Below are 23,269 nucleotides of genomic sequence, written 5' to 3'. Positions count from 1 at the left end.
TTTACATGTTACTCGGTATAATCACTTATCGCAGTTCGCCCCGCCTCTACACTGATCCAGTAGGAATAATCTTCGCGTACGTCCACATAGAGGTTAAGTTCCTTCGCATCGAGGTTACTTACCGTTAATTTGAAATTGCCATAGGCATCTGTTATAACCTGCTGCGTTTGAATGTGCTCTACAGCAGGCGAAGGACCATGGATTTTGATCGGCATCGTCTGGTTGGCATACGCCGGGAACGTGCCTTGAAGGACCAGCGTGTGATCAGCAGAGTATACTGCTTTCATGGTCTGATCCGGTAGCCCGCCGTTCTTTTCATTCTCGGTAGCTTCAGTGGCATTCTTCGGTCTGCTCCATAGTTCGAAGCCTTTTTCCTTCAGGTTCTGGAGGAAAACAACGGCCTCTGCCCGGGTCAAGGATTCTTGTCCCGCATAACCTTGCACCGTAGCTGCAGTTTTGCCTGAAGAGTATCCCATGTTCAGCAGATACCGGATGGCATCTTCATCCTGGGTATAATTTTTACCGCCAAGCCCCGCCACGATTACGGCTACCTCTGTTCGGTTCAAGGCATGATTGCGCAGCTTCGGGTTCTGTTTGCTGGCATCCAGATTCAGATTCAACGCGGTAGCATAGGTATAATAACGATCACTCCAGATGTTTCCTTTGACAGCTTGTCCCTCCGCAGCATCGATGCTCTGAATGACATGGGAATTCGCATACAGCTTGAACAACATGGAGAGGAATTCGGCTTCACTCACCTGATTATTGGGTTTGAACGTGCCATCCTCGTATCCACTGACCATCTCCTGTTGAATGGCCCATTGAATGGCATCCTTTGCCCAATGTGTGCGGATATCACTTAATTGGGGGATTCCCGTTACCGTAACAGAGACAACCACTTCTTTCCCTTCAAAACGAATCCGAATTTCGGCTTTACCAGTCTGAAGTCCAAGGATTTTTCCATCCTTGATGGCGATGCGATCTGACGTCGTGGTGAAGGAGACGTTAGACAGTGGAACATAGGATGTTCCGTTATCATTCACGGCAGTGATCGAAGGCAGATCAATCTGTTCTCCCGTTCGAACGTTCAGATTCTGTTGACTTGGCGTTATACGGGCAAGAGTTGCATCTTGTGCACCGTTCACATGGAAGAAACGTGTGGCGTATGAGATCTCCGCTGCTGTACCGTTTTTCTTTTGAAGACCGGTAATTCGAATGTTGAACGTATCGCCGTTCTTCAACAATTGCACATCGTCGGGACGGAAGATGATGGCGTAACCATATCCATATCCACCTGTCTCTACATTGAAATAGGCCTGATTAAACCATTGTTTATCCGCAGGATCCACGTTGTAATAACCGGTTGGAAAGCCAGTGTTCTGGTTCTTGGCATTAAAGGTCCATGTACGTTGATCGGAAGTTCGAGTCATCTCGACCTGTACCTCAGACAGTGATGGCTTCGCGAATACATCTGTATTCAGTTGAACAGACCAGGCCTGTGTACTGCCAAAGGCTTCGATTGGAAAAGCGCCTTGATTCGGGAACAGACTGTAATTGAACGAAGTTCCCCCAGTTCTGCTTTTATCAAATACCTGCATGGCACTATAGTACTGATCATATGTCTTGCCTGCTTCACTACGAGTGGCAAGTCCAAATCCGATCCGTTGCAGTTGTGGGCTCAAAATCCAGCGCCGGTGACCCAGTCGATCAATATTGGAGGCATCCGAATCATTCATGTAGGCCTGAATGCTTTTTGTCAGGACGTTATTCTTGGCACTGCTGGTAACGTAAAGATTGGAGCTGCTAGCAGACTTTGAACCTGTGTCAAAGAAATCCTTTGGCATATCTCCTGGCTGTTCTGGATAATGGGACAGGTATCCACCTGTGGAGACCACAACAGCCCCATGCTGGGCTTGACGATTCAAGGTAGGATCAAGGACAAGATCTCCCTGCAGCCCCGCAATAAAACGATAAAAGTTGGCTGCGTTCAGACCCTGATCCAGATAGGCATCACTTACCACACCAGCAGAGTAGGGAGCACTTGTCGAAGGTGTCTCTGTATACAGGGGAGATGTATCATTGTCATTCATCCACTGATTCCACTTCTGAACAATCTCCTGCTGACTTCGCTCAGGCAACAAACTGTCTACCTGTTCCGCATGTGCCGCTTGAGCACCCCATAATAGAAACAGCAGGCCTGCCAAGGGTAGAGCGAACAGCGAATGCATTTTATGTTTCGGATAAACCATGTTTCCAACCCCTCTCAATTCTGAACGTATGAAGAACATATGCATGAACAGCATTATGGTATATTCATCGACATTACAGCTGATTTTGCTTAGAGACAGGCATGGGGAGCATAGTGCCGAGCGTATGAATGAGGGGATTTATAGGAGTGAAATTGGTGGTTCATTTGTGAAAAAAGAGCACAGGCTACCCGGCTGATTCGGGACAGCTTATGCTCTTTCTACATATGTATCTACTTGGTTAGTCGAGACTCAGGTCGAAATCAGGCTCACACATATAATCTAATGGGTACAGATCATCTCGTGCCGAGATTAATGCACGGAAATGAAGATAAAGATTATTGGGCTGTACCACAATGCCACCAACACGATGAGGTATGAGTTCAGCCACGATGAAGACATCTTGGGCATTGTTACATTTAAAAAGAACATTCTTCGGATGAATGACTTCCTCCAGGTAACTGTATGTCATCACATGAAATGTTTGTCCACGCCAGTTTGTCTTGATTACTTTATAGGAATGTGTGCGAACTAGATCCAGATAACGTTCCAGCTGGAACGTATGTTCAAATTGCGTAATATAGCCTTTTTTATCTACATCAATCGTAAACTCCACATCGTAGCTCACATGCATTTCATCTCTATAAGTTCCGTTCATGACCTTCATGGCGTCAAAGTGTGATCCGAAATTCGGATCTTCCACATAGGGAATGGTAATGAGTTCGGGGTCAACATGATCAGTGATCTTACTGTTCATGGAAGGTGCGCTGTAATACTTTGATGGCTGAAGATCAATTGATCCGATCATGCTTCCAGGAAAACCGGGGCTGCAAGATATTCGCATAGTCATCTCCTTCGTTGTTGGTCAGTAGTTAGACGAACGAGTAAGAAGAAAGTTGCATCAGAATAAGGAAGTGAAGGATGAGCGTGAATTCGATATGTTTCGTGTGAATAGGAGTACTGGCACTATTTCCAATCTACCTACTCTTTTGATACAGTAACTGTAGGACATATCGGAGGTATATATCATATATGGAACAAGCACTTCAGATTCTGATGCGAAATGCAGGTGCAGAAGAGAACACCTTTTTGTATATGCTGCATGAGGAGGCACGTTTCGATCAGGAACTATTCTGGCAATACGTGAACAGTATTATGGAACTGACTCGTCTTACTGCCAATCAGCCTTTGGATCGAGAAATTTCCAGTGCAGTTAGCTTTACCTATTCCAAAATCATGGAGTATCTGCAATGGCATCAGTTGGATCGTGATGTGTATGAGATTAAACAGTTTCCATATGTCTACGCACATCAGATTGTGAATCTGCTAGGCGATGTAGTTAACGGCTTCTATAAAGGTATTGCACCAGATGAAGCCAGTTTCGATGAGGAGTTCCCCAATCCGGCTTTCACAGGCGAAATGGCAGAAGAGCAACCAACCATTTTGCAATTAGGCTATTATAAACAACATACGAATGTACACGCCCTTGCCTTTCGAGAGAAAGATGGGACGTATCGAATTGTTTTGAATGAAGAAGAGGATCGGGATCTTGCAGATTCCAGGTTGAGTCGCCGAGAGGTGGAGGGAACGTATCTTTTTACGGCTCCGGATGCCAGCAGCGCCCACCAATATTTTCATGAATGGGTCATGGAGAACCGTGCCCCATATCGCTCTCAGAGAGGAGTCCGTCGAATGAATGTGATTGAAAAAGTGATCGAACACCAGTCTCTTACCTTTGTAGGAATCAAACGAACATTTTCTTGTGTGGATGGTGAGAATTTAAGAGAAATCCCCAAGATGTGGCAGGATGCATTGGCAGACGGAATTGAGGAACGTTTAAACGGGTTCAATAACGGAGCTATTCCCGGTCTGGTGGGTATCTGTGTAGATCAGAGGGAGCTGCAGGACAATCAAATGGAGTACTGGATTGCTACCTCTCACTCGGGTGAAGTGCCTGAAGGTTTGGTGTCTATCGAACTCCCCGCGTCCCATTGGGTTGTATTTGAGGCCGATGAATTAGAGCCCGAGGCGATACAACGATTGTGGCATTATATTATGACAGAGTGGTTTCCTTCCACTACATATAAGCATGCAGGTATTCCGGAACTTGAAGTGTACAAAGGTCACGGCACACCTCCCCAAATATGGATACCCGTAAAATCTGTATGAGAAAAATTATATCAGGAGGTCTACGATGTTATCCAATAAAGTGATTGATCATTGCCAAGAGCAAGGTTGGTGGCATGAAGATGTTCCAGCAGCCTACGAAGAAGCATTACGGAAGCTTGAAATTGATCTTCAGTCGGATTTTGCACAATTTTATTTACATGCAGAGGATGGACCGACTTTTTACAGCAGGCATCAGGAGTTGTATCAGATCTGCTGGTTTATGGAGAACACCGTATATATGGAAGACATGAATGTAGCACAGCTTACACTGGGACTTCCCGAGGCGTATATTCCAATGGACAGTTTTGAAGGTGAAGGTGGATTTTTCTACAACCGCCGGACGGGAGAAGTGGTGCTGGTGGAACTGGGCGAATCCATCGAACGGTTTCTCAATGGCGAGAGCAAACCGCAGTGGGCTGATTTCAATGCTTTTCTGGAGTGGTATTTCGTCCTGGAGGAGGAGACGGTGCAGTGAAAGAGCTAACACCGGAATATTCCGAACTGGAGCGACAACTTATTGAGACCGTAGAAGCCGGTAATGTACTGGATGAGACGCAGCAGCATGAACAAGCCCTCATCTATTATGATCAGGCATGGGGCATGTTGCCGGAGCCAAAGATGGAATGGGAAATTGCAAGCTGGATCGCGTCCTGCCACGCGAATGCACATATGGATCTGAACCAATATGAACTGGCGAAGCCGTGGGCTGAGATATCGTTACATACGCGGAGTACGGATAACAATACGAGTCCATTGATCGATCTCGGCATGATCTGCATGAGACTTGAACAGCATGACGAGGCATATTCGTATTTGCACCAGGCGTATGAGTTCGGCAAAGAGCGTGCATTCCAGGGCAGCCCGAAGGACGTGTTGAGTTATTATAAGAAAGAGCGTGCCAAGCGTACGTAGCGTGATTCCGATCATGCCATGCAAAAGAGAAGGGTACTCCCTTTGGCCCAACCTGACCACGGAGTACCCTTTCGATTATTACGGAATGTTCGACTTCATCTAATCCGAAATGTTACGCGTATAGTATTCAATAATATCCTTGCGACGGATAATACCGAGGAAGACACGATCGACATCCACCACAGGCACAAAATTTTGGTCTGCTGCAAGTGTCAGCATATCCTCCATTTCAGCCTCAATGAATACACATTCATTATATACCCGATTGTTAATCTCATGGACTTGAACCTGATCCATCGTATCAAAAGTCAATCCGGGTGTATTTCGCATTTTCCATAACAAATCGCCTTCGGACAGGGTAGCAACATATTTTCCATCCTGGTCAATCACGGGAATGGCGGTGTAGTGGTGCGATTCCAATTGTTCAATAGCATCTTTCATGGAAGCGGTAGACTTGATATAGGCCACTTCGGCTTTGGGGAGTAAAAAATAGCTGATTTCCATCATCGGGCTCCTTTTCAGCCTTTTGCATAGCAAAAAAGCTTTAGTATGTAATCTCACTATCCTTATTTAAACATATTATGTGAGCTTTCGGCTATTTTTAATGATAAATTCGTCAGATTTGTTTCATTGTTTAAATGGCGCTGGAAATCTATAGTGTATATTAGAGGTGATGTAACCATGAAATCTAAACGTAAATTAATGTACGGACTGCTGCCCATCTTGTTTGCAGGTGGAATCGGAATGTATCTATACATGCAGAATAACAAAGAAGCAGAAGCCAAGCCCCAGACTACCGTGAATCAGTACATAGAGCATCTGCAAAAAAAAGAGTTTGACCAGCTATATACCTTGATGACGTCTGCTTCGTTGCAAGAGTCCGGCATGAACAAGGAACAATTTGTTGAAAAATACAATGCAATCTATTCGGGCATGGAAGTATCCACCGTCAAGGCGGAGATTAAGCCTGTGGATGTTGCCGAAACGGCTTCCGATGGCAGTAAGACCGATGTAGAGAAACCAAACCCGGATACGTATGAGGTGGATTACAACCTGCAACTGACAACTTTTTTGGGAGAAGTCAGTGAGACGCATACATTGAAACTGGTCCGGCAGGAGCTTGAGGATGGGGGCAAAAACTGGCAAATTAACTGGCAGCCATCGCTGATCCTGAATGACATGGTTAAGGGCAGTAAGGTGCGCGTGAGGACACTGTTCCCGGATCGTGGAGACATTGTGGATCGTGATGGCTTGCCACTGGCTACCAAGGGCACGATGAACGAATGGGGCATTGTACCTGAGAAACTTGGTGATAACCCGGACCAGATGATTACCCGAATCGCAAGTCATTATCAGGTTTCGGAAGATGCCATTCACAAGGCGCTTGCACAGACATGGGTGAAGCCGGAGTACTTTGTCCCGATTGGTTCAACAGAGGAATTTGACGTGCCAGAATCGTTAAGCGGGGTTACGATGCAGAGCAAGGAAATCCGTTATTATCCACTCGGTGAGGCGGCTGCGCACCTGATTGGTTACGTGCGCAAAGCCACCAAAGAAGATCTGGATAAGGATACAGAAGGCTATTATCGCGCAGAGGATTGGATTGGCAAAGCGGGTTTGGAGCAGTCCATGGAGAAACAGCTGCGTGGTGAACGTGGTGGTTTGATTGAAATTACGGATGAATCCGGCAACTCCCGTTCTGAGCTTATTCGTAAGGATGCTGTAGATGGACAGAATGTTCAACTGACGATTAGCTCCAAACAACAGAAGAAATTGTATCAGACATTGTCCAGTGGTGGAGACGCCGGTGCGATGGTTCTAATGAATCCGACGGACGGCAACTTGCTGGCGTTGGTGAGCGCACCTTCCTATAACCCGAACAAGATGGTTACAGGACTTACACAGGCAGAGTGGGATGCTTACTCGGCGAATGAGAAGCTTCCTTTTATCAATAGAGTTACTACACGATATGCACCAGGATCAACCTTCAAAGCGATAACTGCGGCGGCAGGCCTAATGGAGAAGGTAACGACAGCAGACAAAACTCATGAGATTTCCGGTTTGCAGTGGCGTAAGGATGACAGTTGGGGCGGATATTACGTCAAAAGGGTGAAAAGCCTGAGCCCTGTCAATATGGTCGATGCTCTGGTGTATTCCGATAATATTTATTTTGCCATGGAAGCAACCGAGATGGGCAGTGCAAAGTTCATCGACGGGATTCAAAAGTTCGGGTTTGATGACAATTTCGGGTTGGATGAACTGTACCTGAAGCCAAGTCAATATGCGAATGAGTCTCACAAAGATCTTTCCTCCGAGGTGTTGCTGGCTGACACATCCTATGGACAGGGTGAAATGTTAATGTCGCCAATTCATCTCGCTGCTGCCTTTACGCCGTTTGTGAATGAAGGAAAGCTGGTGAAGCCTGTTCTGATTGTTGGCAAAGAAACATCTGACCCCGAGGTGATCATTACACCGGATGTGGCAAATTCGGTCAAAGACGCTTTGAGAGAAGTCGTATCTCGCCAAGGCGGTACGGCACACACATTGAGCTCTGTTGCTGGCAGTCTTGCAGGTAAGACCGGCACGGCAGAACTGAAAGCGAAGAAGGGTCAGCAAGGGCTGGAGAATGGCTTCTTCGTCACCTTTGATACTGAATCACCATCTTTTCTGGTGGCAGCGGTGATCGAGGAAGTTAACGGCCGCGGCGGCAGCCATTATGTGGTGGATCGTTTGAAGCCGTTCTTGGAGAAGCTTAAATTGAAGGAACAGTAAACCAACAGTTTACAGTTATTTAAAAGCGGGTTGAAGAATTCATTATACTGAGATGTGATTAACTCATGGACTGATTCTCCTTGTGTGAATGGTAGTGTAGCAACTATTATTCACACAGAATCAGGGTATGAGTTTTTTTGTTGTCCAGTAATACCTCTGCGCTTAGTCCGCCATTGACGTCAAAACCAGACTTGCAATAAGAGAAATAATGGGTATAATGAGTTTAAACAACATTTTAAATGACGTTTAAATTGTTATTTAAAAATATTTAAATTGACGTTCAAATACATGCTTATCGTTTATTTCAGACAAAGGATTCGGGGAGGATGCTATGGAAACTGACAAAAAAGTGGAAACCAAAGAGAAGATTTTGCGTGCCACACTGGAGTTAACCAAGAGAGAAGGTTTTGAAGGTATAACGATCAAAAAAATTGCAGAAGCCTCAAGCACAAATGTTGCATTAGTTAATTATTATTTTGGTTCCAAAGAAAACTTGATCAACGATTCTGTTAAGTTGATATTGAACAGCTTTGAGCATACCTTTGGTATACTTGATGACCATTCATTACCAGCACGAGTTAGATTAAAGCGATTTTTACTGGATTATTTGCACGTTATCCTCGAATATCCGGAATTGCTCTCCAGAATTATTCTTATGGGTAAGACTGTTTTCGCATCCCAACATGAATATGGGGCCTTTTTAAACTTACTCGGTTTTCCGAAGATTAAGAGTGTTCTAAAAGAAATAACGGACGAACAACAGCCCGAGAAACTGATGACAATGACGGTACAGATTTTTGGAGCGCTTTTTCTCCCGGCACTTATGAGCCCGATTCTGGAATCCGGAGCTTCCGTGAAGATTGCACCTATAGAGGAACAAATAGACTTGCTCTTTGACAGATACTTTCATTAAAAACCTTGAATTGAGGCGATTGGAATGAATGTGCTCAGAAAATATTGGCAGGACTTAGGATTGGTCATTGGACTTCTTGTATGTATTTATGTTGCAGTGGATTGGGAAACGATTCCGCGGATCAACAGTATTTTATGGTTCAGCTTCGTAGCGATCCTCCTTCATCAGTTTGAAGAGTATCGTTGGCCGGGTTACTTTCCAGGCGTATTTAATACGGTCTTATTTAAAAGTGATTCACCAGAGAGATATCCGTTAAATAAACAGTCTGCAATGATAATTAATGTCTTTATTGCCTATCTCTTTTACTTGATCCCTGTTGTGTTCCCATCTGTAGTGTGGCTGGGGCTGGCTCCTGTTTTGATGGGCTTTTTCCAGATTGTTTTCCATGGACTTGTCTTGAACGTAAAAGCAAAAACCATCTATAATCCAGGTCTGTTTACTGCGATATTTCTACATTTGCCAATTGGGATCTGGTATATCCGCTACGTGCATGAGTATCAGTTAATAACCTTAACAGACTGGATCTTGGGTGTGATTTATTTTGCCATCGCTGTCTATATCTTCATTGTAAAAGGAAATACGTGGCTAAAAAATAAAAACTCCATCCATATTTTTTCGCCAAAAGAATTAACTTCCCGTAACCAAAAATAAATGTATAAAAGGGCTATCCCCAGTTCATGTGACGGGATAGCCCTGGACATTATTTATTTTTGGACTTCTGCTTATTTCCGGGCAGTTAGCATAAAACGGGCCGAGTTGGTGCGAATGCCTTGATCGCATCGATATGTTTCCACAAACTGCTGGAATCGCTCAAGGTCAGAGGCTGTTTCTCCAAAACCGGGAATGATCGGTGCATGGGTGAGTAGAAACAGCAAATCATCTGGTGTGGCGTAATACTAAGTCGCATTATATTCACGGGCCTGAATGTCATGGAATCCAGCTTGGTGAAGTTCATGCTTGTAACGTTCCATCAAAGTACCAGATTGAATGCCAAGGCTCTGCCCACCCAACATCCGTGTCACCTCACAAGTTGGAATGTCTTCATTATATTCAATTGACAGCGTATTCGCGAGGTGTTATTTTGAGGTGGAATCTATTCTATGAGTTCGAGGTGATCCATGGTGGCTATTCGTGCAAAGCAGATTTTTGTCAATTTACCTGTTCAAGATTTGAAGAAATCCGTTGAATTTTTTACCAAAGTGGGATTTGAGTTTGACGCCAATTTTACGGACGAGTCTGCTACTTGTATGATCATCGGGGAAAATATTTACGCCATGCTTCTGGTGGAGGAACGTTTCCAATCCTTCATCTCGAAAAAAATCTCCAATGCTGCCGATACAACCGAAGTCATCGTTGCCCTGTCTGTTGATAGCCGTGAGCAGGTAGATGCGATTGTACAAGCTGCCCTTGATGCAGGAGCGAAGCCATCCAACGAACCGCAGGATCACGGATTCATGTACGGATGGAGTTTTCAGGATCTGGACGATCATCTGTGGGAAGTCTCCTATATGGATCTAAGCGCTTTTCCTTCGGCGTGACAAAATGAAAATAAGTAGAACCTTCCTAGTATAATAGGAAGGTTTTTTGCATCTTTTCTGCAGCATCCATTTATTATCGGGAGTATGCATCCACACATCCCCATGTACATGGACATGAATAGGATAACCCGAGCTTGTTAAAAACGATCACAGGGAGATGACCATGACTCGTTCAAACGTGAAAAGTTATCGCTATCGTGTTGGAAAAAAGCAATATATCGTAATCCAGATTCACCAAACGGCGAAGGGCTATGCCGACTCAGGGAATGTACTTGCAAGTAATGCAGTCAACGTGCAGATCATGAAACAGAAAAGTCGCCGTTCTTCTCGCAAACGTTAGTCTGGCAGCAGAGAAGAGAAGTGGGGAGGGGGATGAATGATGAGTACGCGTAAAAAGAAAGCAAAACAGGTTAACCGGGTGGACGTGGACAAAAGCCGTTTGAAATTCCAGGCAAGACAGTCAGCCAAAGCTTCGGTTGGACAGGGCGGTAATGCATTTGCGATCAATGCCAACGAACTGGGCAACATCCGGGTGCGCGCAGGACAGCAGGGCTGAACAGGAGGAGATACCGCGTGTCGGTATCTCCTTTATGCTTTATGGAAACACGCACCGAATTTATCCGGATAACATATGGTGTATTTTACCTTTTTGCTATATGATAAGTGTCGATTCATGTTGACGTTTTGTATCGAAAGATGCCATAAGCTCATGTACTAGAAAGTTAGAAGGTAAGTATACATACGTTTCTTTTTGATGGAGGGATTAGGATGTATTGTCACATATGTGGGACCAAAAGTAGTCCTGGGGATAGTACGTGCAGAAAGTGTAACACAAAACTGAAAGATGCAAGCTCCACAGAGGAACACATCTGGGCGGAAACAGCCGTGGGTTTGGATAAAAGAACAGGGGAAACAGCCGAATTATTATCCCGGCAGCAACAGGCTGCACCTAGACAGGGCAACACCGGTCAAGGCCGCGCATTTAGTTGGATTATTCCACTGCTACTTGCAGCCGTGATGGGGGCTTTACTAACGTTCTACTACAAGCAGGAGATGGGTATTAATGCGGAGGTGAACTCTCTGCATCAACAGGCGGAACAGGCTGCACTAGAGGGGAAATATAAAGAGGCCCTTCAACTGCTGGACAGCGCGCTAACGAAACGACCGAATTATGATGCACTAATACAGGATCGGCAAATTACGGCGAAGGCGTTCAACTTGATGAATCAGTTGGATGAGGCATCGACAAGTCTGAAGACTGGAAAGCTGTCAGCAGGAGATAAGACCATTCAGGCTGTAGCGAAAACACTGATGGAGCGGGAAGAACCTGTTTTCTCCAAAGTGCGTGCCGTGTTAAATAACAGAAAGGTAACGCTGGCCGTATTGAAGGTGAAAAAGGAAATCGACAGTTTGACAACAATAGAGGCACTAGCCGAGAAGTTGGATACCGTATCAAACTTGAAAGGTAAGGAAGCTGAAACTGTAGAGAAGCAAATTGTCGACAAGCTCGCAAGCATAAGTTATAAAGAGGCGGAACAGCAAGTAAAGCAAAAGAATTTCACAACTGCTTTACAAACGGTCGACCAGGGGTTGTCCTATGCGCCGGAAAATGAAAAACTGACTTCGTATCGTGAACGGGTGCTCAGTGAAAAAAAGGCATTTGAAAAAGCGGAAGCGGATCGCATTCAACTGGCAGAGCAACAGGCTGCAGAAGAAGATTTGATGAATCGAACGGCGGCAGTGAGTGTCGTGAATGTTGATGCAACGCTTGATATGTACGGGGATCTCTATATTAGCGGTTCATTAATCAATAACGCAACTCGTCCAATCTCTTCCGTCACAGTTTTGATTGATATTTATGATATAGACGGTGTATACCTGGGCCAAACTTATGCAGATGTGTATCCAAGCTGGCTGGATGTGGGGCAAGAAGGTTTCTTTGAAACCTATTATTATGGTGTGTACGAGGAAGCGGAAATCTCTGTTGTGAATGCAACGTGGTATCTCGAATAGGAGGACAGGTTGGAATGGCCAAACGAACATGGAGTACGATCATAGCCAGTGCCATTATCATTGGGGCTGGAGCAGGAGGCGTGTTCTGGATACACGAGCATTCAGCAGATCAGCTGCAGGATGGGCCCAGACTTGCAGTTGTTGCCGCGAAGGAGAAGGAAAACGCGGCAGCCACGACAGCTTCCAAGCAACCCGTGAAGAAGACACGCAAACAAATAATTGAAGAAAGTCAGAAGAAAGTAGTTACAATTGAGAGTAGCAGCGGATTGGGCTCTGGCTTTCTCTACAATGATCTGGGAGATGTCGTAACCAATGCGCATGTGGTAGAGGGAGCGAAGGAAGTAACCATTCGGACATTGAACCATGAGGAATATAAGGGGACGGTTATTGGTATTGGGGAAGTAACAGATATTGCTGTCGTTCGAGTACCTGATTTGAAAAAGGTGAAACCTCTGGCTATTGCCAAATCTAAAGCCGAGACCGGAGATGAAATCCTAGCTCTGGGAAGCCCGCTGGGATTAGAGAACACGGTAACTACAGGCATTATCAGCGGTGTTGGACGCAGCTTCGAAATTGCGCCTTACATTTACAGCAATCTATATCAGATCTCGGCGCCGATTACCCATGGCAACAGTGGTGGACCTTTAATCAACGCAGAGACGGGCGAAGTGCTTGGTATTAACTCAGCCGTTGTGGAACAGGAGGGCGGGATCGGATTCAGTATCCCTATCACCAGCGTGCTGAAGCAGGTGCAAGCCTGGTCCAAGAAGCCATCCAGCACAACGGCGGTTCAGACGGCGGGGGGGAATAGATCGGAATCGACCTCTGCTTCTGCGGAAGCAGAAGGGCTGGTGACCGAGTTTTACAACAGTCTGAATCTAAGTGACTATGTTACAGCTTATGCGTTGCTCGGAAGTGAATGGCAGAGCGGCACAAGTTATGCCAAGTTTCGTGAGGGTTACCTCAATACCAGTTATGTGACGATTGGAGAGGTCTCTTCTATAGACAAGGGCAATGACGGAATGGAAGTGACTGCAGTGATTACAGCCGATGAACGCAGAGATGGCGAATATGTAACGACGAAGTATAAGGTCACCTATCAGGTTGCGTCTGAGAATGGTCAATTGAAAATATTGCATGGTAAAGGTAAGAAAATAACATAAAATAACTCATCAAAGGAGAGTTGGCGGATGTGCCACTCTCCTTTTTAGATTGCTTATATTCAATGCATCTGTTAAAATACAGAACGAATGTTCAGTATGCATGGAACGGAGTGAAATGGAATGAATATGAATAAAAAGCAACTTCAAACCGAGCAGACCAAGAAGAAACTTGCGGATGCTTCCAAAGCCCTTTTTGTACAAAAAGGCTATAAAGCAACGTCGATTGAGGATATTGTAGCTGCGACGGGCAGCAGCAAAGGCAATATATATTACCATTTTAAAAGTAAGGAAGGTCTGTTCCTTTATCTAATCGATGAGTGGGACCGGGAGTGGGAAGCGAGCTGGGCGGCCAAAGAACATCTCTATCGCACCTCTACGGAGAAGATTTACGGCTTGGCGGAGCAATTGGTACTGGATGATATGAATCACCCTTTGACGAAGGCGGCTGATGAGTTCTTCACTGGGGAGAAGAAAGAAAATGATATTGAGGAGCGGATCTCCTTAATGTTTGAGCGGCATCTACAATTCAACAAACAAATGATAGAACAAGGGATTGAGAGCGGTGAGTTCAAAGCAGACAATGTAGATCATCTCGCACTGATCTTGGAAAGTACCATTATTGGTCTAAGCCAGATGTCACGGGGCATGGAGCCTGATCAGGCTCTCGCGTTATACCGCCAGGCCGCCAGTGTATTCTTGCATGGTATTGCAAAAGATAAAGCTTAAGCAACATTTTGACAACTACGGAGGATGGAATCATGGCATTACTAACACGGAACAGGGGCGCACTGCTGCTGTTAATGTTTAATATTTTTCTTGTTTTTACGGGTATTGGTCTGGTTGTGCCGATCATGCCTGCATATATGGATCTTCTCCAGATCACTGGATTCACAGTTGGATTGCTGGTCGCGGCATTCTCCTTCACACAGTTTCTGTTCTCCCCGCTTGCGGGTCGTTGGTCGGATACGTGGGGACGTAAAAAAATTATCGTTGGCGGTATGCTGATCTTTGCCGTATCGGAGTTTATGTTTGGTGCGGTTAATGCACCGGTGCTGCTCTTCGCAGCCCGTATGCTTGGTGGGATTGGAGCAGCGATGATCTTCCCGGCAGTTATGGCATACACTGCGGATATTACTACGGAGGAAGAACGCGGCAAAGGTATGGGCTTGATTAATGCAGCCATTACCACCGGATTTATCATCGGACCGGGAATTGGTGGATACATTGCTGACTTTGGCATTCGAATTCCGTTCTACGCCGCAGGGGTTGCCGGTTTGCTGGCATCCATCATTACATTAATTATTTTGCCTGAATCTACCCGAAGCACAGGAGAACAAAGTAAACCTGCGGCTGGCGAGGCGAGTGTCAAAGCTCCGGGTATGATTTCTCAATTACTGAATTCGTACCGTGAACCCTACTTCTTTAGCTTGATTATTGTGTTTGTTATGGCATTTGGTCTAGCGAACTATGAGACCGTATTTTCACTGTTTGTGGATCACAAGTTTGGTTTCACCACGAAAGACATTGCATTCATTATTACATTTGGTTCCATCGCGGGTGCGGTTGTGCAAGTATCCCTGATCGGTTGGTTGCTCAATCGGTTTGGTGAAAAGATGGTCATTTCGGTCTGTCTGTTGTTTGTAGCCGTATTTGTATTGTTGACCTTGTTCGTGCACACGTATTGGCTCATTCTTGTCGTAACGTTTATCGTGTTCCTGGGTATGGATATTTTGCGTCCGGCAATCAGCACACAGATGTCCAAACTTGCACAAGAACAGCAGGGCTTTGTGGCTGGATTGAACTCGGCGTATACCAGTTTGGGGAATATCGCAGGTCCGATCGTAGCTGGAGCACTGTTCGATGTGAATATTAACTATCCCTATGTTTCAGCAGCTGCCGTCCTGGCGATCTGTTTCCTGTTATCCTTACGGGTACTCCGAGGTGGCAAAACGGTGAAACAACCGAAGGCTGAGATGTAATTTTATAATTGGAAATGAAGTACATTAACACAAAAAACAGTCGATCACACCTAACGTGTGGTCGACTGTTTTTTATTATGATATTAAAGGATTACGGTATTAACGAATTTCTCCATTCGTTTCAATCAGTTTTTGATACCAGTGGAAACTTTGTTTGCGGATACGTCTCAATTCCTTGATATCGAATTCCTCACGATCCACATAGATGAATCCATAACGTTTGCTCGACCCTTGATGTGTGCTGACCAGATCGATCGCAGACCAAGGGCAGAAGCCAAATACATCCACGCCGTCCGTAATCGCCAGTTGAATCTGTTCGATATGTTTATTGAAGAATTCAATACGATACGTATCGTTAACCACGTCGCCTTCCTCCAGTTTATCAAAGGCACCCAGACCGTTTTCCGTAACAATCAATGGCAGATGATAGCGAGAGTAGATCTGGCGCAGGGTAGAGCGGAAGCCGACCGGATCAATTTCCCAGCCAAACTCCGTTTTTTGCAGATTGGGATTCACAGATCCTCTATATGCGCCCGGTTCACCTACAATTTCGTGCTGGTCTCCTGTATGGGAGAAGTCATTACCATCGTTCAGACTTTCACCAACCGTTTGGGAAGTGTAGTAGTTAAACGCAATAAAGTCAGGGTTTCCTTGAGCCAAGATGTCCATATCTCCGTCTTCAATGATGGGAGTATATCCTTTCTCTTCGAGATAACTCCAGGCAATATGATTATAACGTCCATATACCGCCATATCGAGATAGAGCCAGTTACGAATGGCAGCATAGTTATCAGCCGCGAGTGTGTCTTCTGGTTTGGAACTCGCCGCGTAAATTACACCGATATTGGGAGCTGGGCCAATCTTGGCTTCAGGCAACATATCATGACATAGGACCATGGCTTTAGCTTGAGCAACCAGCATGTGGTGATTTTGCTGATACAGTGTCTTTTGCGGATCAACAAGTGTTGTATCCAGTGTCCCCAGAGAGCCAGGATGCAGGATCAGCATATTTTGTTCGTTAATGGTCAACCAATATTTAACCCGATCTCCGTAGTTCTCATAGAGGGTCTTGGCATATTGTTCAAAAGCATCAATTGTTGCACGGTTGGACCAGCCTCCTTTTTCTTCAAGCGCATAAGGAAGATCGAAGTGATACATCGTCACAATGGGTTCAATACCGTATTTAATTAACTCATTAATGAGAGAATCGTAAAAGGCGAGCCCCTTTGGATTCACTTCGCCCGCTCCTTGCGGATAGATGCGTGTCCATGCGATGGAGAAGCGATAGGCTTTGAAGCCCATTTCAGCCAGCAATGCTACATCTTCTTTATACATATGATAGTGATCACTGGTTACCTTGAAGTCGGTTACACCTTCCACATGATTGCCCATGTCAATGACAGAAGGGCCTTTACCATCTTCATTCCAGGCTCCCTCAATCTGATAGGCAGAGGTTGAACCTCCCCAGAAGAAATCTTTAGGAAATGGCTTCAGTTGAGTATGTTTCATGGTTAGTTCCTCCTAAGTTGAATTCGTATAATATAAGTTGTGTCAGACAACGAGAGTCAGCAGGACATCGTTTTTCTCTACCTGCTCTTGATTCGTTTCGAACACATCCACTTCTTGCTGCGTTAGGGTTACAATGACAGGGGTTACGGTTTCGTATCCGGCTTCTTTGATCTTATCGATGTCAAACTGGATCAACAGATCCCCCTGTCTGACGATATCCCCTTCCTGAACGACAGGAGAGAAGTATTTTCCTTTCAGCGCTACTGTGTTGATGCCAATATGAATCAGAATCTCCGTACCTGCATTGGTGGTTAATCCAATGGCATGTCCAGTCGGGAAGAGGGAAGTGACAACACCATCTACCGGAGCGACAACTTCACCAACCTCAGGGACAATCGCCAAACCTTTGCCCATAGCGCCAGTCGAAAAGGCTGGGTCATTAATGGTACTCAGTGCTACGACTTTACCTGTAAGTGGGCTATGAATTTGTTCCTTTTTGATTTCTGTTGTTTTGGTCTCAGGTACGACAGGAAGCTCTACCGGCGTACTTTCAGCCGATGTGCTGGAACCAGATTCATTTTTCTCGGAAGCTGTGTCTTTCGTTTTGCTTTCATAACCAAACATCACCGTTAATACCGCTGCTACCGCAAAGGAGCAGGCAATAGCAATCACGTAGACAACCGTTGGTGTGTAGACAGGAATGGCAAAAATATTGTGGAACACATAAGCAGTCATTTTAACGCCAAAGTGACCATTTATGGCTCCGCCGATTGCACCTGCAATGACCACGATAGGAATCACACGTTTATAACGCAGGATCAGCCCGTATACGATTGGTTCAGTGACACCTGCAAGTAAACCGGTAAGGCTGGTCGAGCCAGCAAGGGTTCGCAGGGTTTTATTCTTTTTGGCTTTCAGGAAAATACCGAAGGCTACACCGATTTGTGCAAATACAGCTGCAGCAGCCATGGCTTCAATCGGATCGCCGCCAACCCCGATATTCTGTATCGTGATTGGAGTGAAGCCCCAGTGGAGTCCAAAGACAACCATGAAGGTCATGAATCCACCCAGTACAATGCCTGACAAAATGCCGCTGACGCCAATGAGCCAAGTTACGCCGGAGGAGATCCAGTCACCTACCGTGGTGCCGAATGGTCCGAAGGCCATTGCAGACAAAGGAACCATAATCATCAGAGCAATCATTGGTACAAGGAACAATTGCAGGTCTTTCAAAATGATCTTCTTGAGTAACTTATCCAGAACAGCGTAGATACTGATCGATATGAAGATTGGGAATACACTGGCTGAATAATTCATCATGACAACCGGTATACCCAGGAACGATATATCTGAGCCCTTATCCATCAGTCCGGTAAAGTTCGGCTCCATCAGAGCGGCGCCAATTACCCCGGCTACATAAGGATTGGCTTTCAGTTTCATACCAAGTGTGATTCCAAGGAAGATGGGCAAGAAATAAAATACAGCGTTGCCGGCAGCGGATAAAATCAAATACGTGTCACTTGTATCAGACATCCATCCAAGCATGGTCAGGACTGTCAGCAAAGCTTTTAACATACCTGATCCTGCCATGGCTGGGATTAGCGGCGAGAAACTTCCGGATATAATTTCAAAAACTTTGGATAATACCGAGGTTTTTTCTCCTGTGGACTCAGAGGATGAGGAAGAATCTCCCCCGAAATCCCGGTTTTTCATAATTTCTGCATATACATGAGCCACGTTACTACCGATGACAACCTGGAACTGGCCGCCGCTTTCGACAACGGTAATAATGCCTTCATGTTTCTCAAGCGTTTCACGTTCTGCCTTTTTCGAATCCTTCAGGTCGAATCTCAGCCGGGTCGCACAGTGGACAAGACCATTGATATTGGCTTCTCCGCCGACGAGACGAACGATGTCATCTCCCATTTTTTTATGATCCATGTTCATTCTCCTTTGTTGTTAAGATTGCCTGGAAACAAAAAAATACCTAAACGAATGGCTATGGTCATCGGAAAGATGACCTGTTGCCAATCATTTAGGTATCGCCTGCTTAAGCAGTAACAATCCTTGTCGTTAAGTTGTGAGACCTACTATATCTGACGCCGTAATCGTTTGCAAGCTTTTTTTATTCCGCGCCCAGCAACTCGTTACGAGAAGTGACACGTTGAATATGGATCGTCAAATACACCTTTTCATCAATGGACATGGCACTTTCAAACTTGTCTTCAAGATAATGATTGATCAACTGGGTGCACTGAAAAGCCTTGCTATATTTGTCTTTCACCTGCTCATACAGAAAGTTATCTCCTGAAGCAAATTGCTCCTGTTCATTACTCAACATTCTCTGCACAAAGTATTGCAGATGGGTAATAAACCGGGAATAATTAAATGAATTTTCATCCAGGGCGATGTGGTAATGGTTGGTCACAATGTTGAAGATATCATCAATAACTTCGGTAATTTCAACGGTCTGTTTCATGCCTTGAGCATCTTGTCGGGCGTTGACAAAATGCATGGCAATAAAACTTGCCTCATGTTCATCCATTTGGATGCCGAATTGTTCCTGGATCAGCTCGACAGCGTTCATACCAATCCCAAATTCCTTCTTGTAAAATTTCTTGATTTGCCACAAAAGGGAATTCTTCAGCCCGACGGATTTACGGTACCGGGTAATGGCAAACTGAATATGATCGATCAATGATATATAGATATTATCACTAAAAATATCGCCCATTTCCTTTTTGGCATGGCCCACAATTTCGTCCGCTAACTTCAAATATTCAACCGATGTTTCCCCGATCAGATCAATGAGCTTTTGTGGTATTTTATCTGATTTCAGCACAAAGGTTTTTTCGATTTTATCCTCATCCACAGGCTGCCCGTTTTTCTTTTTGAAGCCAAGACCGTTGCCAATGACAACAAATTCGTGACCAACCTGGTTCTCAGCCCGGATGACATTGTTGTTAAAAATCTGACGAATGATCATATATGTGTTTCACCACAATGGTCATAATAATAACAAAAAACCCAAACTAAGGCTTAATAGACAGCCTTGGTTTGGGTATCGCCTGCTTACCAGTAACAATCCCGAAGAAGACGCAGCTTCCTCTTTCAATTATGTCCACTATACCGCTTTCATAACAGAATAACAATACAATGATTTATGGAAATGGACGTAAAGACGTGGATTTTTGGTATAATAAGAGATGCTGGAAGTGAATTAGATGGGCTGGGTTGCATAATAAGTTACCGAGGACGGTCATTTTTAAGCATATACAGGATTATTGGAGTGATAACATGAGTAAAGCAAAAGGAAAAGGCGGCACCGGCCGTGGCACGGGAAAAAAAGGCTGGAACCGTTGGCAAGCCGCCGCTAACCGGGCGAAAAGTACACCGAAACCTTATAAAAGTAAAGGTACGAAGAAGAAGGACGATACCGAAACTTCAAGTGGCAAGCCCGAGTAAGTGTGGCTTGATGATGCCAGAGGAGAGAGCTGCCTGACTAACGGGTGGGTCTCTTTTTGTTTGGAAATATAAAAAATTAAATTGACAGTAGTGTAGATTTGGTAATAATATAGAGCTTACGCAAATTAGATGGTAGTGCTACTATATGGAGGAAGGAGCATCAGCATGCCTGTTAATATGGATGAAAATCCACTTGGACTGATTTTGTCACGGACGTATCTGGCATACAAAAAAACAACAACCAGAAATCTGAGTGAACAGGATATTACTCCGGAACAATTTGCAGTTCTGAATGAATTGAGCAAGGCTGGAAGCCATATATCACAGAAGAAACTGGCTGAATTAACAGTTCGAGACCAGACAACTGTGGGGAAAATTATAGACAAGTTGATTCGCAAAGGTCTGGTGACGAGAGAAGAAGATCCACAGGACCGGAGAGCGGTTTTGCTTTGTTTGACGGCGGAAGGACTGGAAATGAATAACGTTCTGACACCAAAGGCAAAACAGCAAGAGCAAGAGGCGCTCGACGAATGTTCCCCTGAAGAGCTTGAAGCATTCATGAATGTGATGAATCGCATCTATGAGAAGATGAAATAAATTTTTTTGATCTAATATATGCATGTGCATATATATGTAGTGCAATTATCTTGATTTTAACTAATGGGAGTCGTGAACGAATGAAAAGCTTTAAAGATTTTCTTAAAGTGCCACAGACAAAAATAGGGTTGGTATTTGCATTGATTGTTCCACTGTTATTTGTTGTGATCTGGATGACGGGTTATCACCAAGCCACGGAGAGAGTAGATCAACTTCAAGTTGCTCTGGTGAACGAAGATGGGACGCAAGGTACAGAGGTGCAGAACCAGATTGAATCGCTCGCGCCTTTCCATGTCAATGTGCTGAATTCTTCACAGGAAGCCGAGAAACAGATGAATGCGGGTAACTATGCGATGGTTATTATTATTCCGGAAGGATTCACTAACCAGATTGAAGGCGGTACAGAGGCGAGTTTGTCCTTCTATATTAATCAGGGAAATGCTGATGTAGCCAAATCCATTGTGGAACACGCGGCGACTGGAATGACTGCACAAATGGGTCAAGGGATTTTGGAGTCCAAGGTTCAAGTGACCCTTAACCAGGATACTATTAACAACGATGAGCTGAGTGCAGCTATTGGACAAGCGATGGCAAAAATGAATGAAGGGCCTGTGAAGGCTGAAATTAACAAAACGAACAGTGTAAGTGACTTTGCTACATCGATGCTTCCTATGATTCTGGGTTTTATCACCTACATTGCTGCGATGACTATGAACATTCAGTTCAATATTACGTCAAATATCATGAAGCGTACCCATTCCAAGTGGGAAATCTTCTGGGGACGGCAAATGCTGTTATTGTGTATAGCTGTGATTATTCCACTGATTGTAGATACAGTGGCTCTTCAGTTCACGGATGTGGCGAGCTCCTTCGGCGCGTTGTATCTGTATCATGTGCTGGTGAGTCTGGCTTGTATCTGTTTTACACAGATGAGTTTTGCCCTGTTTGGCAATGCAGGCCCTCTATTTAATGTAGCGATGGTTCCACTCCAGTTGATGACAGCAGGAAATATCATTCCAGCAGAGATGCTGGCGCCATTTTACCGTCATATTGGAAACTTTCTGCCCGCCTCCAATGGAGTACAGGGATTTATGCGTTTGATCTATAGTGGGGAAGCTGTGGGTGGATTCATGATTCATCTTCTGTTGATCGCGGTTATAACGTGGGGAATTACGTTGCTGCGAGTTGGCATGCAAAAAGCTGGTAATGGACAAATGACGATGACGCCTTCAGCATCAGCACAGGCACAACATTAAGAGTTTCCTTCTATATATAATGTAATAACACACAAGAAAGTGGTTCACGTATAGTTATATGCGTGCATCACTTTTTTTTTGTATCTTCTATAATACCTCTACTTATACTCGTGGTAACTTACAGTGCCTCCGAGTAATCTTGCATGACCTTGATAAAAGGACAACCTAAATTGAGCATATTAATGAAGCTAAAATATATTCTAGAATATCTAATCCTATTAGTTCTAAAAACAATTAGACATGTATTACGTTGTATGAATGGATTTAGACTATAAAACTATACAACTGAGATAGATGAGAGCAACGCAGTAAAGGTAGTTGATTTGTAGTAAATGAATTTTATTAAATTAAGTGTTGTAATTAATATCTGTACGTGATATATTATTAATCCGGCCAAGAAAACACAGTTTACACGGTGCGGCAAGCGAATGAAATAAGCTTCGAAAGAAACTTAAAAAAAGAGCTTGCAAAGTTGGTTCGGACATGATATTATATAAGAGTTGCTGAAGAGAACGACAATCGGTAGCGGAATAAGTTTGATCTTTGAAAACTGAACAACGAGTGAGTAAACATTCTGCTTGCAGAATGAACGCGAAAGTTTGAAACAAGCCTTGGCTTGAATCGACTGGAGCACAAATGAGATTTTTAATCTCGTCAGATTCAAAATGAGCTTATCGCTCTTTTCAATACTTTATTGGAGAGTTTGATCCTGGCTCAGGACGAACGCTGGCGGCATG

The 23,269-nt window shown here is 44.6% G+C and carries 22 protein-coding genes; 16 read left to right on the top strand and 6 right to left on the bottom strand.

Going from position 1 to position 23,269, the window contains the following annotated elements:
* Positions 1-8 precede the first annotated feature (8 nt).
* Positions 9-2,249 carry an S-layer homology domain-containing protein gene (locus tag AB4111_RS28405; RefSeq protein ID WP_442034502.1) on the bottom strand — a complete coding sequence of 747 codons (2,241 nt, stop codon included), beginning with the start codon at positions 2,247-2,249 and terminating at the stop codon, positions 9-11.
* A 238-nt stretch (positions 2,250-2,487) separates the two neighbouring features.
* Entirely contained in the window at positions 2,488-3,090 is a 603-nt protein-coding gene (locus tag AB4111_RS28400; protein ID WP_442034500.1) for a hypothetical protein, read from the bottom strand.
* Positions 3,091-3,278: 188 nt separating this feature from the next.
* Here AB4111_RS28400 and AB4111_RS28395 point away from each other — a divergent pair, with 188 nt between their 5' ends.
* From AB4111_RS28395 to AB4111_RS28385, 3 genes are read left to right on the top strand one after another with little or no spacing between them, the layout of a single operon-like run.
* Positions 3,279-4,415 carry an effector binding domain-containing protein gene (locus AB4111_RS28395; protein WP_442034498.1) on the top strand — a complete coding sequence of 379 codons (1,137 nt, stop codon included), beginning with the start codon at positions 3,279-3,281 and terminating at the stop codon, positions 4,413-4,415.
* A 25-nt stretch (positions 4,416-4,440) separates the two neighbouring features.
* Positions 4,441-4,890 (top strand): hypothetical protein, encoded by a 450-nt coding sequence (locus AB4111_RS28390; protein ID WP_150364464.1) that lies wholly within the window; start codon positions 4,441-4,443, stop codon positions 4,888-4,890.
* Positions 4,887-5,327, top strand: coding sequence for a hypothetical protein (locus AB4111_RS28385; RefSeq protein ID WP_442034496.1), 441 nt, complete (start codon positions 4,887-4,889; stop codon positions 5,325-5,327). The genes AB4111_RS28390 and AB4111_RS28385 overlap by 4 nt, the downstream gene beginning before the upstream one ends.
* A 99-nt stretch (positions 5,328-5,426) precedes the next feature.
* Here AB4111_RS28385 and AB4111_RS28380 read toward each other — a convergent pair whose 3' ends face one another.
* Positions 5,427-5,831: a CBS domain-containing protein gene (locus tag AB4111_RS28380; RefSeq protein ID WP_074093601.1), complete on the bottom strand. Its 405-nt coding sequence runs from the start codon at positions 5,829-5,831 to the stop codon at positions 5,427-5,429.
* 177 nt (positions 5,832-6,008) lie between these two features.
* On the opposite strand from AB4111_RS28380, the gene pbp4 reads away from it, so the two are divergent.
* From pbp4 to AB4111_RS28330, 10 genes are all read left to right on the top strand, one after another.
* Positions 6,009-8,099 carry a penicillin-binding protein PBP4(5) gene (gene pbp4 / locus AB4111_RS28375; protein ID WP_442034494.1) on the top strand — a complete coding sequence of 697 codons (2,091 nt, stop codon included), beginning with the start codon at positions 6,009-6,011 and terminating at the stop codon, positions 8,097-8,099.
* A 331-nt stretch (positions 8,100-8,430) separates the two neighbouring features.
* Positions 8,431-9,012: a TetR/AcrR family transcriptional regulator gene (locus tag AB4111_RS28370; protein ID WP_442034492.1), complete on the top strand. Its 582-nt coding sequence runs from the start codon at positions 8,431-8,433 to the stop codon at positions 9,010-9,012.
* Positions 9,013-9,036: 24 nt separating this feature from the next.
* Positions 9,037-9,663, top strand: coding sequence for an HXXEE domain-containing protein (locus AB4111_RS28365; protein WP_442034490.1), 627 nt, complete (start codon positions 9,037-9,039; stop codon positions 9,661-9,663).
* A 470-nt stretch (positions 9,664-10,133) separates the two neighbouring features.
* Positions 10,134-10,550 (top strand): VOC family protein, encoded by a 417-nt coding sequence (locus AB4111_RS28360; protein ID WP_442034713.1) that lies wholly within the window; start codon positions 10,134-10,136, stop codon positions 10,548-10,550.
* A 163-nt stretch (positions 10,551-10,713) separates the two neighbouring features.
* Positions 10,714-10,890: a hypothetical protein gene (locus tag AB4111_RS28355; RefSeq protein ID WP_442034488.1), complete on the top strand. Its 177-nt coding sequence runs from the start codon at positions 10,714-10,716 to the stop codon at positions 10,888-10,890.
* A 36-nt stretch (positions 10,891-10,926) separates the two neighbouring features.
* On the top strand, positions 10,927-11,106 hold the full coding sequence (locus tag AB4111_RS28350; protein WP_310342688.1) for a hypothetical protein: 180 nt from the start codon (positions 10,927-10,929) through the stop codon (positions 11,104-11,106).
* Between the two features lie 329 nt (positions 11,107-11,435).
* Positions 11,436-12,563 carry an FxLYD domain-containing protein gene (locus AB4111_RS28345; protein ID WP_442034485.1) on the top strand — a complete coding sequence of 376 codons (1,128 nt, stop codon included), beginning with the start codon at positions 11,436-11,438 and terminating at the stop codon, positions 12,561-12,563.
* A gap of 14 nt (positions 12,564-12,577) precedes the next feature.
* The gene (locus AB4111_RS28340; protein ID WP_442034483.1) at positions 12,578-13,726 is read left to right on the top strand and encodes a S1C family serine protease; all 1,149 of its coding nucleotides are present in this window, start codon (positions 12,578-12,580) and stop codon (positions 13,724-13,726) included.
* A gap of 126 nt (positions 13,727-13,852) precedes the next feature.
* Entirely contained in the window at positions 13,853-14,452 is a 600-nt protein-coding gene (locus AB4111_RS28335; protein WP_442034711.1) for a TetR/AcrR family transcriptional regulator, read from the top strand.
* Between the two features lie 32 nt (positions 14,453-14,484).
* Positions 14,485-15,705, top strand: a complete 1,221-nt coding sequence (locus AB4111_RS28330; RefSeq protein ID WP_442034481.1) for an MFS transporter — start codon at positions 14,485-14,487, stop codon at positions 15,703-15,705.
* A 99-nt stretch (positions 15,706-15,804) separates the two neighbouring features.
* Here AB4111_RS28330 and AB4111_RS28325 read toward each other — a convergent pair whose 3' ends face one another.
* From AB4111_RS28325 to licT, 3 genes are all read right to left on the bottom strand, one after another.
* On the bottom strand, positions 15,805-17,214 hold the full coding sequence (locus AB4111_RS28325) for a glycoside hydrolase family 1 protein (RefSeq protein ID WP_442034479.1): 1,410 nt from the start codon (positions 17,212-17,214) through the stop codon (positions 15,805-15,807).
* 42 nt (positions 17,215-17,256) lie between these two features.
* Positions 17,257-19,155 carry a beta-glucoside-specific PTS transporter subunit IIABC gene (locus tag AB4111_RS28320; protein WP_442034477.1) on the bottom strand — a complete coding sequence of 633 codons (1,899 nt, stop codon included), beginning with the start codon at positions 19,153-19,155 and terminating at the stop codon, positions 17,257-17,259.
* Positions 19,156-19,339: 184 nt separating this feature from the next.
* A complete protein-coding gene (gene licT, locus AB4111_RS28315; RefSeq protein WP_442034475.1) occupies positions 19,340-20,200 on the bottom strand; it encodes a BglG family transcription antiterminator LicT in 861 nt (286 codons plus the stop codon).
* Positions 20,201-20,511: 311 nt separating this feature from the next.
* On the opposite strand from licT, the gene AB4111_RS28310 reads away from it, so the two are divergent.
* The 3 genes from AB4111_RS28310 to AB4111_RS28300 all read left to right on the top strand — a co-directional run bounded on the left by AB4111_RS28310 (position 20,512) and on the right by AB4111_RS28300 (position 22,532).
* Entirely contained in the window at positions 20,512-20,679 is a 168-nt protein-coding gene (locus AB4111_RS28310; protein WP_076333364.1) for a DUF3934 family protein, read from the top strand.
* A gap of 165 nt (positions 20,680-20,844) precedes the next feature.
* Entirely contained in the window at positions 20,845-21,276 is a 432-nt protein-coding gene (locus AB4111_RS28305; protein WP_442034473.1) for a MarR family winged helix-turn-helix transcriptional regulator, read from the top strand.
* A gap of 80 nt (positions 21,277-21,356) precedes the next feature.
* A complete protein-coding gene (locus AB4111_RS28300; RefSeq protein WP_442034471.1) occupies positions 21,357-22,532 on the top strand; it encodes a YhgE/Pip domain-containing protein in 1,176 nt (391 codons plus the stop codon).
* The last annotated feature ends 737 nt before the right edge of the window (positions 22,533-23,269 follow it).

Origin of the sequence: Paenibacillus sp. 2KB_22, assembly GCF_052115745.1 — a bacterium.
Taxonomy (GTDB): domain Bacteria; phylum Bacillota; class Bacilli; order Paenibacillales; family Paenibacillaceae; genus Paenibacillus.
Note: the sequence above shows the minus strand (reverse complement) of the source record. Positions and strands in the feature narration are given on the sequence as shown.